This window comes from Escherichia sp. AM3, from assembly GCF_032029835.1.
GTDB classification, from domain to species: Bacteria; Pseudomonadota; Gammaproteobacteria; order Enterobacterales; family Enterobacteriaceae; genus Escherichia; species Escherichia coli.
In genome coordinates this window covers 67,493-80,934 of record NZ_JAVUPQ010000014.1, presented here as the reverse complement: position 1 = coordinate 80,934, position 13,442 = coordinate 67,493, and the positions used below count along the sequence as shown (strand labels likewise).

12 protein-coding genes and 1 tRNA gene are annotated in these 13,442 nt (G+C 52.7%); 7 read left to right on the top strand and 6 right to left on the bottom strand.

Going from position 1 to position 13,442, the window contains the following annotated elements:
- Position 1: 1 nt before the first annotated feature.
- A tRNA-Gly gene (locus RTW80_RS08610) sits at positions 2–77 on the bottom strand.
- A 210-nt stretch (positions 78–287) separates the two neighbouring features.
- Positions 288–833, bottom strand: coding sequence for an oligoribonuclease (gene orn / locus RTW80_RS08605; protein ID WP_001295188.1), 546 nt, complete (start codon positions 831–833; stop codon positions 288–290).
- A gap of 94 nt (positions 834–927) precedes the next feature.
- Between orn and rsgA the strand changes: the two genes are divergently transcribed.
- The 3 genes from rsgA (at position 928) to mscM (ending at position 6,390) form a co-directional block, all read left to right on the top strand.
- Positions 928–1,980, top strand: coding sequence for a small ribosomal subunit biogenesis GTPase RsgA (gene rsgA, locus RTW80_RS08600; protein WP_000041964.1), 1,053 nt, complete (start codon positions 928–930; stop codon positions 1,978–1,980).
- A 96-nt stretch (positions 1,981–2,076) separates the two neighbouring features.
- Positions 2,077–3,045 carry an archaetidylserine decarboxylase gene (gene asd, locus RTW80_RS08595; RefSeq protein ID WP_000934920.1) on the top strand — a complete coding sequence of 323 codons (969 nt, stop codon included), beginning with the start codon at positions 2,077–2,079 and terminating at the stop codon, positions 3,043–3,045.
- A 21-nt stretch (positions 3,046–3,066) separates the two neighbouring features.
- Positions 3,067–6,390, top strand: a complete 3,324-nt coding sequence (mscM, locus tag RTW80_RS08590; RefSeq protein ID WP_001236847.1) for a miniconductance mechanosensitive channel MscM — start codon at positions 3,067–3,069, stop codon at positions 6,388–6,390.
- A 28-nt stretch (positions 6,391–6,418) separates the two neighbouring features.
- Here mscM and RTW80_RS08585 read toward each other — a convergent pair whose 3' ends face one another.
- From RTW80_RS08585 to epmA, 4 genes are all read right to left on the bottom strand, one after another.
- Positions 6,419–6,733: a YjeO family protein gene (locus RTW80_RS08585; protein ID WP_001276180.1), complete on the bottom strand. Its 315-nt coding sequence runs from the start codon at positions 6,731–6,733 to the stop codon at positions 6,419–6,421.
- Positions 6,730–7,044, bottom strand: a complete 315-nt coding sequence (gene yjeN, locus RTW80_RS08580) for a protein YjeN (RefSeq protein ID WP_000342867.1) — start codon at positions 7,042–7,044, stop codon at positions 6,730–6,732. The genes RTW80_RS08585 and yjeN overlap by 4 nt, the downstream gene beginning before the upstream one ends.
- A gap of 51 nt (positions 7,045–7,095) precedes the next feature.
- The gene (gene yjeM, locus RTW80_RS08575; RefSeq protein ID WP_001375930.1) at positions 7,096–8,598 is read right to left on the bottom strand and encodes a glutamate/gamma-aminobutyrate family transporter YjeM; all 1,503 of its coding nucleotides are present in this window, start codon (positions 8,596–8,598) and stop codon (positions 7,096–7,098) included.
- A gap of 218 nt (positions 8,599–8,816) precedes the next feature.
- Complete coding sequence (gene epmA / locus RTW80_RS08570) at positions 8,817–9,794, bottom strand: elongation factor P--(R)-beta-lysine ligase (protein ID WP_000004771.1); 978 nt, start codon at positions 9,792–9,794, stop codon at positions 8,817–8,819.
- Positions 9,795–10,118: 324 nt separating this feature from the next.
- On the opposite strand from epmA, the gene frdA reads away from it, so the two are divergent.
- The 4 genes from frdA to frdD are packed head-to-tail and all read left to right on the top strand — an operon-like array spanning position 10,119 to position 13,430.
- Positions 10,119–11,927 carry a fumarate reductase (quinol) flavoprotein subunit gene (gene frdA / locus RTW80_RS08565; RefSeq protein ID WP_001192973.1) on the top strand — a complete coding sequence of 603 codons (1,809 nt, stop codon included), beginning with the start codon at positions 10,119–10,121 and terminating at the stop codon, positions 11,925–11,927.
- Positions 11,920–12,654, top strand: a complete 735-nt coding sequence (gene frdB, locus RTW80_RS08560) for a fumarate reductase iron-sulfur protein (protein ID WP_000829498.1) — start codon at positions 11,920–11,922, stop codon at positions 12,652–12,654. The genes frdA and frdB overlap by 8 nt, the downstream gene beginning before the upstream one ends.
- Before the next feature lie 10 nt (positions 12,655–12,664).
- The gene (gene frdC, locus RTW80_RS08555; RefSeq protein ID WP_000208757.1) at positions 12,665–13,060 is read left to right on the top strand and encodes a fumarate reductase subunit FrdC; all 396 of its coding nucleotides are present in this window, start codon (positions 12,665–12,667) and stop codon (positions 13,058–13,060) included.
- Positions 13,061–13,070: 10 nt separating this feature from the next.
- Positions 13,071–13,430 (top strand): fumarate reductase subunit FrdD, encoded by a 360-nt coding sequence (frdD, locus tag RTW80_RS08550; protein ID WP_000609663.1) that lies wholly within the window; start codon positions 13,071–13,073, stop codon positions 13,428–13,430.
- Positions 13,431–13,442 lie beyond the last annotated feature (12 nt).

Below are 13,442 nucleotides of genomic sequence, written 5' to 3'. Positions count from 1 at the left end.
TTGGAGCGGGAAACGAGACTCGAACTCGCGACCCCGACCTTGGCAAGGTCGTGCTCTACCAACTGAGCTATTCCCGCGTACTACTTAATTTTGCTTTCGTAATTTTCGCATTTCTGCGTCGTTACGGGAGGCGCATTATACGAGAAATCTTTCCCTCTGCAACCCCCCAAAAAAGTTTTTTTTGCGTTTTTATCTCAAGTGCTGAAATTATCAGCAAGACGTTCAATTTAGCGTCAAAATCACGCCGCCGCAAGTGGATTCCGGCGCTTACGTGACCAGGAAAAATTTTACAGCTTGATAAAATGCTCGCGGTAGTAAGCCAGCTCCGCCACCGATTCACGGATATCATCCATCGCCTGATGCGTCCCCTGCTTGGTAAAACCATCCAGAATTTCCGGCTTCCAGCGGCGCGCCAGCTCTTTCAGGGTGCTGACATCGAGATAACGGTAGTGGAAGTAGGCTTCCAGCTCCGGCATGTATTTAAACAGGAAACGACGGTCCTGACCGATGCTGTTACCGCAAATCGGCGATTTTCCCGCAGGCACCCACTGTTTTAAAAATTCGAGCGTTGCCAGTTCAGCTTCCCGATCGCCCATCGTGCTCGCTTTCACGCGCTCTACCAGCCCGCTGGCGGTATGGGTGCGCACGTTCCAGTCATCCATCAGCGCCAGCTGTTCATCAGACTGGTGTACTGCAATGGTCGGCCCTTCTGCCAGAATATTCAGGTTGGCATCGGTCACCAGCGTGGCAATCTCAATAATGCGATCGCGCTCGGGATCCAGACCGGTCATCTCAAGATCGATCCAAATCAGGTTGTTTTCATTGGCACTCATGCTATTTTCCACCCATTCACAGTGACTATATTGATCCACAATTGCGTGTATCATAGATGTTTTGCCCATCAGGGGCGACCAGGAGTCTGTACGATTGAGTAAAAATAAACTCTCCAAAGGCCAGCAGCGCCGCGTGAACGCCAATCACCAGCGTCGTCTTAAAACGTCTAAGGAGAAGCCCGACTACGACGACAATCTGTTTGGCGAGCCTGATGAAGGTATCGTCATCAGCCGCTTTGGTATGCACGCTGATGTGGAATCCGCCGATGGCGACGTTCACCGCTGCAATATTCGCCGTACCATCCGTTCGCTGGTAACCGGCGACCGCGTAGTCTGGCGTCCGGGTAAACCGGCGGCGGAAGGCGTAAATGTCAAAGGGATCGTGGAAGCGGTGCATGAGCGTACCTCGGTGTTGACGCGTCCGGATTTCTACGACGGCGTAAAACCTATTGCCGCCAACATCGACCAGATTGTCATTGTCTCCGCCATTTTGCCGGAGCTGTCGCTCAATATTATCGACCGTTACCTGGTGGCCTGCGAAACCTTGCAGATTGAGCCGATTATTGTGCTCAACAAGATAGACCTGCTGGACGACGAAGGCATGGCGTTCGTCAACGAGCAGATGGATATCTACCGCAATATCGGTTATCGCGTATTGATGGTTTCCAGCCATACTCAGGATGGGCTAAAACCGCTGGAAGAGGCGTTGACCGGGCGCATCAGCATTTTTGCCGGGCAGTCTGGCGTCGGCAAATCCAGCCTGCTGAATGCGTTGCTGGGGCTGCAAAAAGAGATCCTGACCAACGATATCTCTGACAACTCGGGGCTCGGTCAGCACACCACGACCGCCGCTCGGCTGTATCACTTCCCGCACGGCGGTGATGTGATTGACTCCCCAGGAGTGCGTGAGTTCGGCCTCTGGCACCTGGAGCCGGAACAAATCACTCAGGGCTTTGTCGAATTCCATGACTATTTAGGTCTGTGTAAATATCGCGATTGCAAACACGATACCGATCCGGGCTGCGCTATCCGGGAAGCGGTTGAGGAAGGGAAAATCGCGGAAACCCGTTTCGAAAACTATCACCGTATTCTGGAAAGCATGGCGCAGGTAAAAACGCGTAAAAACTTTTCTGATACGGATGACTGACAATTAAGCTAACCGTCGTTAGAATCGTCCCCTTTTTTTCAGGATCCGGCATGTAGGCCGGATCAGGAACGACAAAACAATGGCCTGGAGGCTACCTTGTTAAATTCATTTAAACTTTCGCTACAGTACATTCTGCCGAAACTATGGCTTACTCGCCTGGCGGGTTGGGGCGCAAGCAAGCGGGCAGGATGGCTGACAAAACTGGTTATCGATCTGTTCGTTAAATACTACAAGGTCGACATGAAAGAGGCGCAAAAGCCGGACACCGCCAGCTACCGCACCTTTAACGAATTCTTTGTCCGTCCGCTGCGTGACGAAGTACGCCCAATCGATACCGATCCGAATGTACTGGTCATGCCTGCCGATGGCGTTATCAGCCAGTTGGGTAAAATCGAAGAAGATAAAATCCTGCAAGCCAAAGGCCACAACTACAGCCTCGAAGCCCTGCTGGCAGGCAACTATCTGATGGCGGACCTGTTCCGCAACGGTACGTTTGTGACCACTTACCTCTCCCCGCGTGACTACCACCGCGTACACATGCCGTGCAACGGTATTCTGCGTGAGATGATCTACGTGCCGGGCGATCTCTTCTCCGTTAACCATCTCACGGCTCAGAACGTGCCGAATCTGTTTGCCCGTAACGAACGCGTGATTTGCCTTTTCGATACCGAATTTGGCCCAATGGCGCAGATTCTGGTCGGAGCGACGATTGTTGGCAGCATTGAGACGGTCTGGGCGGGCACCATTACGCCGCCGCGCGAAGGTATCATCAAGCGCTGGACCTGGCCTGCCGGGGAAAACGACGGTTCTGTGGCACTGCTGAAAGGCCAGGAAATGGGTCGCTTTAAACTCGGTTCCACCGTTATCAACCTGTTTGCACCGGGTAAAGTGAATCTGGTTGAGCAACTGGAAAGCCTGTCTGTCACGAAAATTGGCCAGCCGCTGGCAGTATCTACCGAAACCTTTGTTACGCCAGACGCTGAACCTGCCCCGCTTCCTGCTGAAGAGATCGAAGCAGAACACGACGCCAGCCCATTGGTTGACGACAAAAAAGACCAGGTCTAATCCATCAAAGGAAACGCTGACGTGCGCCTGATTATCACTTTTCTGATGGCCTGGTGCCTCAGTTGGGGGGCGTACGCCGCGACGGCCCCCGATAGCAAACAAATCACTCAGGAACTGGAGCAGGCAAAAGCGGCGAAACCCGCACAGCCGGAAGTCGTAGAGGCGCTCCAGTCTGCCTTAAATGCGCTTGAGGAACGAAAAGGTTCCCTTGAGCGCATCAAACAATATCAGCAAGTTATCGATAATTATCCGAAACTCTCCGCTACTCTGCGCGCACAATTAAACAACATGCGTGACGAGCCGCGCAGCGTGTCGCCGGGAATGTCTACCGACGCGCTGAATCAGGAAATTCTCCAGGTCAGCAGCCAGTTGCTGGATAAAAGCCGTCAGGCCCAGCAAGAGCAGGAGCGCGCCCGCGAGATTGCCGATTCGCTGAATCAACTGCCGCAACAGCAAACCGACGCCCGCCGTCAGTTAAATGAGATCGAGCGCCGCCTGGGAACGCTTACCGGCAATACTCCGCTCAATCAGGCACAAAATTTCGCGTTGCAGTCTGACTCTGCACGTCTTAAGGCGCTCGTTGATGAACTGGAGCTGGCGCAGCTGTCTGCCAATAACCGCCAGGAATTAGCGCGCTTACGCTCAGAGCTGGCGGAAAAAGAGAGCCAGCAACTGGATGCGTATTTGCAGGCCTTGCGTAATCAATTAAACAGCCAACGTCAGCTTGAGGCGGAGCGGGCGCTGGAAAGTACCGAATTGCTGGCAGAAAACAGCGCCGATTTGCCGAAAGATATCGTCGCGCAATTCAAAATTAACCGCGAACTATCGGCGGCTTTGAATCAACAGGCGCAGCGGATGGATCTCGTTGCCTCGCAACAGCGTCAGGCTGCCAGCCAGACGTTACAGGTCCGGCAGGCGTTGAATACGCTGCGTGAACAGTCGCAATGGCTGGGATCGTCCAATCTGCTCGGCGAAGCGCTGCGGGCGCAGGTGGCACGGCTGCCGGAAATGCCGAAACCACAACAGCTTGATACCGAAATGGCGCAGTTGCGTGTGCAACGGTTACGTTATGAGGATCTGCTTAATAAACAGCCGCTGCTACGGCAAATTCATCAGGCCGACGGTCAGCCGCTGACTGCCGAGCAAAACCGTATTCTGGAAGCACAACTGCGCACTCAGCGTGAGTTGCTGAACTCATTGTTGCAGGGTGGCGACACGCTACTATTGGAACTGACCAAGCTGAAAGTCTCCAACGGGCAACTGGAGGATGCGCTGAAAGAGGTGAACGAAGCAACGCACCGCTATCTGTTCTGGACCTCTGACGTGCGCCCGATGACCATCGCCTGGCCGCTGGAAATCGCCCAGGATCTGCGTCGTCTCATTTCGCTGGACACCTTCAGTCAGTTGGGCAAAGCCAGTGTGATGATGCTGACCAGCAAAGAGACAATTTTGCCGCTGTTTGGCGCGTTGATTCTGGTCGGTTGCAGTATTTACTCGCGCCGCTATTTCACCCGTTTTCTTGAACGTTCGGCGGCGAAAGTTGGCAAAGTGACTCAGGATCACTTCTGGCTGACGTTGCGCACTCTTTTCTGGTCGATTCTCGTCGCGTCACCGTTACCGGTGCTGTGGATGACGCTGGGTTACGGCTTGCGCGAGGCGTGGCCTTATCCGCTGGCGGTCGCGATTGGCGATGGTGTAACGGCCACCGTGCCGCTGCTGTGGGTAGTGATGATTTGCGCCACCTTTGCCCGCCCGAACGGCTTGTTTATCGCTCATTTTGGCTGGCCGCGCGAACGTGTTTCCCGTGGGATGCGCTACTACCTGATGAGCATCGGGCTTATTGTGCCGCTGATTATGGCGCTGATGATGTTCGATAACCTCGACGACCGTGAATTCTCCGGTTCGCTGGGACGGCTTTGCTTTATCCTCATTTGCGGTGCGCTGGCGGTGGTCACCCTCAGCCTGAAAAAGGCCGGGATCCCACTGTATCTCAACAAAGAGGGCAGCGGCGACAACATTACCAACCATATGCTGTGGAACATGATGATTGGCGCGCCGTTGGTTGCCATTCTGGCGTCGGCTGTGGGTTATCTGGCAACGGCACAGGCGCTGTTAGCGAGGCTTGAAACCTCGGTTGCCATCTGGTTCCTGCTACTGGTGGTTTATCACGTTATCCGCCGCTGGATGCTGATCCAGCGTCGCAGGCTGGCGTTTGACCGGGCGAAGCATCGCCGGGCAGAGATGTTAGCGCAACGCGCGCGTGGCGAAGAGGAAGCGCATCATCACAGTAGCCCGGAAGGGGCAATTGAAGTCGATGAAAGCGAAGTCGATCTCGATGCCATCAGTGCGCAATCCTTGCGGCTGGTGCGCTCAATTTTGATGTTGATCGCCCTGCTTTCGGTCATTGTGCTGTGGTCAGAAATCCATTCCGCTTTCGGCTTCCTCGAAAATATTTCTCTGTGGGATGTCACTTCCACTGTACAGGGCGTAGAAAGCCTGGAGCCGATTACCCTCGGTGCAGTGCTAATTGCCATTCTGGTATTTATCATCACCACGCAGCTGGTGCGCAACCTACCCGCGCTGCTGGAACTGGCGATTTTGCAGCACCTGGATTTAACGCCGGGTACGGGTTACGCCATCACCACCATCACCAAATATCTGCTGATGCTGATTGGCGGGCTGGTCGGCTTCTCAATGATTGGTATTGAGTGGTCGAAATTGCAGTGGCTGGTTGCCGCGCTCGGTGTTGGTCTCGGTTTTGGTTTGCAGGAAATTTTCGCCAACTTTATCTCTGGTCTGATTATCCTGTTCGAAAAACCGATTCGCATTGGCGATACGGTGACAATTCGCGATCTCACCGGTAGCGTGACGAAAATTAACACCCGCGCCACCACCATCAGCGACTGGGACCGTAAAGAGATAATCGTGCCGAACAAGGCGTTTATTACCGAGCAGTTTATCAACTGGTCGCTCTCTGACTCGGTCACGCGCGTGGTGTTGACGATACCGGCCCCTGCCGATGCCAATAGCGAAGAAGTGACGGAAATCCTGCTCACCGCAGCGCGTCGCTGCTCGCTGGTGATCGACAACCCGGCACCGGAAGTCTTCCTGGTGGATCTGCAACAGGGGATTCAGATTTTCGAGCTGCGTATTTACGCCGCTGAGATGGGTCACCGTATGCCGCTACGCCATGAGATCCACCAGCTGATTCTGGCTGGCTTCCATGCCCACGGTATCGATATGCCATTCCCGCCCTTCCAGATGCGTCTGGAAAGCCTCAACGGTAAACAAACGGGGAGAACGCTGACGTCTGCGGGCAAAGGTCGTCAGGCGGGAAGTTTGTAAGTTTGTGTGCCGGATGAACCAATCCGGCTCACAAACAAAACTGATAGCGCAGAAAAAACTGCCACAGCCAGTAGCCGAAAATAGCCAGCGCGGTGGCGTACATAAACCAGCCGCGTTTTTTTCGCCACAAAGCGAACCAGAGAAAAGGGAAAAAGAGCGGTAACGTCATTATCACACCAACATCACGGGTATCGTCTTCTTCGAGATACATCAACACATCGCAGACGTTGTTAATCCCGCGTCCATCAATCATCCACTCTTTGTCCAGCGCGGAAGTGATGGTTATCCAGAGGAACGCCACAATAAACCAGATGCAGCATAAGACAAACATGCGCGCACTCATAAGGTAACCGGTCGCTTAATTTCGCTATAGCGCATACGAAACAAATCGCCGTATCCCACTAATTCCCCGCGAAAAACCAGACATCGGATAAGATAAGCGCAATAAATATCCGGCAGGTTTCCCCACCGTTTACCATCGCGATCTTTGAGGGTGTTAATGGTGCTACCCACCACCATCGCCACTTTACGGGTGTGGCAGGCATCGACAAAAGAGAGAATCGTCTGCTCTATTTCCGCTACATCCCCGGCAGAAAATTGCAGCGCCCTGATTTCATCTTCGGTTATTGCCGGGTCCCGGCTGGTGTCATCCATAACATTTCCTGTCTTTACGCCCTATCGTCAGGTAGACGATAGGGCATCGGGTTATTCCACCGCCCACTGCGGATTTTTTGCCACTCTGCTGCAATAGTTCTGGTAAATCGCCATCGCTAACAGCGAGAAGAAGACAGGGCCGCCAATCATCCACAATGTGCTGTCCCAGTCTCCAGCTTCAACCACAGGTTGAATGATGGTGAAGACGTTCGCAAATGTCACCACCAGTACGACAACCACCGTCGCGATCATTGCCGACATACGCGTTTTGAAAATCACAAATGGTCTGTCGAGATCCTGACGTGCTTTAAAGAATGGGAAAGCCAGCGCGAGGAACAGGTAAGGAAGCGTCATAGACACGTTCGCCATCAGCGTCAGCTTGTTAAAGAACGCCGATGCGGTACCGCCACCAAACGAAACCAGCAGGATGAAGACAGTAACCAACCCGCACTGCATCCACATGGCGATAGACGGCATCCCCATCGCATTCAGGCGCGTCATCGGTTCCGGCCACAATGCTTTCGGCGTCCCCTGGATGATGGCTTTCAACGGTGAATAGCAAAGCGTAAAGAACGCACCGGTATAGGCGAGGAACATCGAAAGTCCAGTAATACGCGCAAACCATACGCCCAGCGACAATGACGCTTCAGGTGACAAATGCAGTGCATTACCCAGCGTCATCCCAAGGCTCTTCATCAGCACATAGGTAATATTGCCGAGGTTAACGGAACCATTACTTAATACCTGCTGCCAGTTTGTGCTGACGCCCCATAAAAATATTGCCAGCGAATAACCGATTGAAATAACAATAGCGGCAAAAACAATACCTTTGGCAAAGTTCTTTTCTGGATTTTCCGTTTTATCGACCAGACCACCAACCGCTTCAATTCCGCCATAGGCAAAAATGGCAAATACCACAAACGATAGCATTGCCAGACCGGACTGATAACCCGGGTTCGGTGATGCAAGGAAATTAATATCCTGCGCGAAATGCCCACCATTTAATAACAAAATAGTAATGCTTACTAACAGCAATACTAAATTCAGACACATTACTGCAATACCGCCCACCGCAGTAATGCGGGCAATTTTATTAATCCCCTTAGAAGCAACGACGGTGACCAGAATCATCCATGCCACTGCCAGCAGACCAACCACCTGCGTAGGCTCCAGTCCGGCAATACGCCAGTGCTGGGTCATGTCGCTACCATAGAGGAATGTTGAGAACGGTACCCAAACTTTCGCGGAGGTACTCACCATCCAGATGATATAAGAGGAAAACCACATAAACGTACCAATGAAGGCAAAACGTGGTCCGACACTATTATTCATCCAGGAATAGATACCGCCTTCTTCTTTGCGATAAGCAGCTCCCATTTCAGCCATCATTAAGGCGAATGGAATAAAGAATAACAATGCAGAAAATATATAAAAGGGAATCGCACTATAACCCATTAAGTAATAAGCCGATGGGCTATTGGCAAATCCAAATACGGAAGTAAAGATCATCAATATGAGTCCTATCAGACTCATCTTTTTTATCGTGTGAGGCATGAAACCATCCTTCATTTCAGCGCGTGTATAACACGTGCCCACTGAACTGCACTGCGCAACATTGAGCAGGCAGCGTAAAAACCAATACAGAATTGATACCTGGATGATATCAAATATCCAGTCTTAAATTGTGGCCTTTAACGGAAAAATGAAAACATATGCTACAGAATGGCGCTTATCACGCCATTCTTCGCTGTTAATTCAGTAATTTTTCAGAATTATGCCCGGTCAACGCTAAAGGCGATGACTTCAGCCAGTGTCTCCGCGCCCAGCGCCAACATCACCAGACGATCAACACCTAATGCCACGCCGGAACAGTCAGGCATACCGACTTTCAAGGCTTCAATCAGATTCTGGTCAATGGGGTGCTGCGGCAAACCGCGCGCCGCGCGCTTACGGTTATCTTGTTCAAAGCGTTGTTGCTGCTCACGGGCATCCGTCAATTCATGGAAACCATTCGCCAGCTCAATACCTTTATAATAAACCTCAAAGCGTTCAGCGACCCGATGATCTTCGGTACTGATTTGCGCCAGTGATGCCTGGCTGGCTGGAAAGTGGTACACAAAGGTCGGTTTTTCTTTGCCAATATTTGGCTCTACTCCAAAGGTAAACAGCAATTGTAGCAGCGTGTCGCGGTCTTCTTCGGTATCAGCAACATTGCTCAAATCCAGTTTCGCTGCGACTTCCCGCAGTTGCGTTTTGTCGGCAGAGAGCGGGTCAATTTCCAGATAACGCAAGAAAGCTTGTTGATAAGAAAGGCTTTCTGCTGCCGGGCAGTCCAGCACCTGTTGTAAGAGATCGTCCACCTCGTTCATCAACCGGTACATATCATAGTGCGGTCGATACCACTCCAGCATAGTGAACTCAGGGTTGTGATAACGCCCCATCTCTTCATTACGGAAGCTGCGGCACAGCTGGAATACCGGCCCACAACCGGCAACCAGCAGGCGTTTCATATGGTATTCCGGGCTGGTCATTAACCAGAGATTCATCCCCTGCGAATGCCCGGGGCCAACGAAACGTGTCTCAAACGGGACCAAATGAATATCGGTTACCGTCGCCTGGCTCATACAAGGCGTCTCCACCTCCAGCACTCCACGATCGGCAAAGAAACGACGGATCTCCGCCATAATCGCCGCGCGTTTTAATAAGTTAGGAATGGATGCGCTCGGCTGCCAGGATGCCGTTTCGCTCATAGTTAAATCTCCAGTTTTTGACAAGGGCACGAAGTCTACTCGCAACGCGACGGCGAGACAAATTTTACGCAGGAATCAAACAGCGGTGGGCAGTGACTAAAAAAAGCACGATCTGATGGTTTAGTAATTAAATTAATCATCTTCAGTGATAATTTAGCCCTCTTGCGCACTAAAAAAATCGATCTCGTCAAATTTCAGACTTATCCATCAGACTATACTGTTGTACCTATAAAGGAGCAGTGGAATAGCGTTCGCAGACCGTAACTTTCAGGCACTTACCCTGAAGTACGGGGCTGTGGGATAAAAACAATCTGGAGGAATGTCGTGCAAACCTTTCAAGCCGATCTTGCCATTGTAGGCGCCGGTGGCGCGGGATTACGTGCTGCAATTGCTGCCGCGCAGGCAAATCCAAATGCAAAAATCGCACTAATCTCAAAAGTATACCCGATGCGTAGCCATACCGTTGCTGCAGAAGGGGGCTCCGCCGCTGTCGCGCAGGATCATGACAGCTTCGAATATCACTTTCACGATACAGTAGCGGGTGGCGACTGGTTGTGTGAGCAGGATGTCGTGGATTATTTCGTCCACCACTGCCCAACCGAAATGACCCAACTGGAACTGTGGGGGTGCCCATGGAGCCGTCGCCCGGATGGTAGCGTCAACGTACGTCGCTTCGGCGGCATGAAAATCGAGCGTACCTGGTTCGCCGCCGATAAGACCGGCTTCCATATGCTGCACACGCTGTTCCAGACCTCTCTGCAATTCCCGCAGATCCAGCGTTTTGACGAACATTTCGTGCTGGATATTCTGGTTGATGATGGTCATGTTCGCGGCCTGGTAGCAATGAACATGATGGAAGGCACGCTGGTGCAGATCCGTGCTAACGCGGTCGTTATGGCTACCGGCGGTGCGGGTCGCGTTTATCGTTACAACACCAACGGCGGCATCGTTACCGGTGACGGTATGGGTATGGCGCTAAGCCACGGCGTTCCGCTGCGTGACATGGAATTCGTTCAGTATCACCCAACCGGTCTGCCAGGTTCCGGTATCCTGATGACCGAAGGCTGCCGTGGTGAAGGCGGTATTCTGGTCAACAAAAATGGCTACCGTTATCTGCAAGATTACGGCATGGGCCCGGAAACTCCGCTGGGCGAGCCGAAAAACAAATATATGGAACTGGGTCCACGCGACAAAGTTTCTCAGGCCTTCTGGCACGAATGGCGTAAAGGCAACACCATCTCCACGCCGCGTGGTGATGTGGTTTATCTCGACCTGCGTCACCTCGGCGAGAAAAAACTGCATGAACGTCTGCCGTTCATCTGCGAACTGGCGAAAGCGTACGTTGGCGTCGATCCGGTTAAAGAACCGATTCCGGTACGTCCGACCGCACACTACACCATGGGCGGTATCGAAACCGATCAGAACTGTGAAACCCGCATTAAAGGTCTGTTCGCCGTGGGTGAATGTTCCTCTGTTGGTCTGCACGGTGCAAACCGTCTGGGCTCCAACTCCCTGGCGGAACTGGTGGTCTTCGGCCGTCTGGCCGGTGAACAAGCGACAGAGCGTGCAGCAACTGCCGGTAATGGCAACGAAGCGGCAATTGAAGCGCAGGCAGCTGGCGTTGAACAACGTCTGAAAGATCTGGTTAACCAGGATGGCGGCGAAAACTGGGCGAAGATCCGCGACGAAATGGGCCTGGCAATGGAAGAAGGTTGCGGTATCTACCGTACGCCGGAACTGATGCAGAAAACCATCGACAAGCTGGCAGAACTGCAGGAACGCTTCAAGCGCGTGCGCATCACCGACACTTCCAGCGTGTTCAACACCGACCTGCTCTACACCATTGAACTGGGCCACGGTCTGAACGTTGCTGAATGTATGGCGCACTCCGCAATGGCACGTAAAGAGTCCCGCGGCGCACACCAGCGTCTGGACGAAGGTTGCACCGAGCGTGACGACGTCAACTTCCTCAAACACACCCTCGCCTTCCGCGATGCTGATGGCACGACTCGCCTGGAGTACAGCGACGTGAAGATTACTACGCTGCCGCCAGCTAAACGCGTTTACGGTGGCGAAGCGGATGCAGCCGATAAGGCGGAAGCAGCCAATAAGAAGGAGAAGGCGAATGGCTGAGATGAAAAACCTGAAAATTGAGGTGGTGCGCTATAACCCGGAAGTCGATACCGCACCGCATAGCGCATTCTATGAAGTGCCTTATGACGCAACTACCTCATTACTGGATGCGCTGGGCTACATCAAAGACAACCTGGCACCGGACCTGAGCTACCGCTGGTCCTGCCGTATGGCGATTTGTGGTTCCTGCGGCATGATGGTTAACAACGTGCCAAAACTGGCATGTAAAACCTTCCTGCGTGATTACACCGACGGTATGAAGGTTGAAGCGTTAGCTAACTTCCCGATTGAACGCGATCTGGTGGTCGATATGACCCACTTCATCGAAAGTCTGGAAGCGATCAAACCGTACATCATCGGCAACTCCCGCACCGCGGATCAGGGTACTAACATCCAGACCCCGGCGCAGATGGCGAAGTATCACCAGTTCTCCGGTTGCATCAACTGTGGTCTGTGCTACGCCGCGTGCCCGCAGTTTGGCCTGAACCCAGAGTTCATCGGTCCGGCTGCCATTACGCTGGCGCATCGTTATAACGAAGATAGCCGCGACCACGGTAAGAAGGAGCGTATGGCGCAGTTGAACAGCCAGAACGGCGTATGGAGCTGTACTTTCGTGGGCTATTGCTCCGAAGTCTGCCCGAAACACGTCGATCCGGCTGCGGCCATTCAGCAGGGCAAAGTAGAAAGTTCGAAAGACTTTCTTATCGCGACCCTGAAACCACGCTAAGGAGTGCAACATGACGACTAAACGTAAACCGTATGTACGGCCAATGACGTCCACCTGGTGGAAAAAATTGCCGTTTTATCGCTTTTACATGCTGCGCGAAGGCACGGCGGTTCCGGCTGTGTGGTTCAGCATTGAACTGATTTTCGGGCTGTTTGCCCTGAAAAATGGCCCGGAAGCCTGGGCGGGATTCGTCGACTTTTTACAAAACCCGGTTATTGTGATCATTAACCTGATCACTCTGGCGGCAGCTCTGCTGCACACCAAAACCTGGTTTGAACTGGCACCGAAAGCGGCCAATATCATTGTAAAAGACGAAAAAATGGGTCCAGAGCCAATTATCAAAAGTCTCTGGGCGGTAACTGTGGTTGCCACCATCGTAATCCTGTTTGTTGCCCTGTACTGGTAAGGAGCCTGAGATGATCAATCCAAATCCAAAGCGTTCTGACGAACCGGTATTCTGGGGCCTCTTCGGGGCCGGTGGTATGTGGAGCGCAATTATTGCGCCGGTGATGATCCTGCTGGTGGGTATTCTGCTGCCGCTGGGACTGTTTCCGGGTGATGCACTGAGCTACGAGCGCGTTCTGGCGTTCGCGCAGAGCTTCATTGGTCGCGTATTCCTGTTCCTGATGATCGTTCTGCCGCTGTGGTGTGGTTTACACCGTATGCACCACGCGATGCACGATCTGAAAATCCACGTACCTGCGGGCAAATGGGTTTTCTACGGTCTGGCTGCTATCCTGACAGTTGTCACGCTGATTGGTGTCGTTACAATCTAACGCATCGCCAAT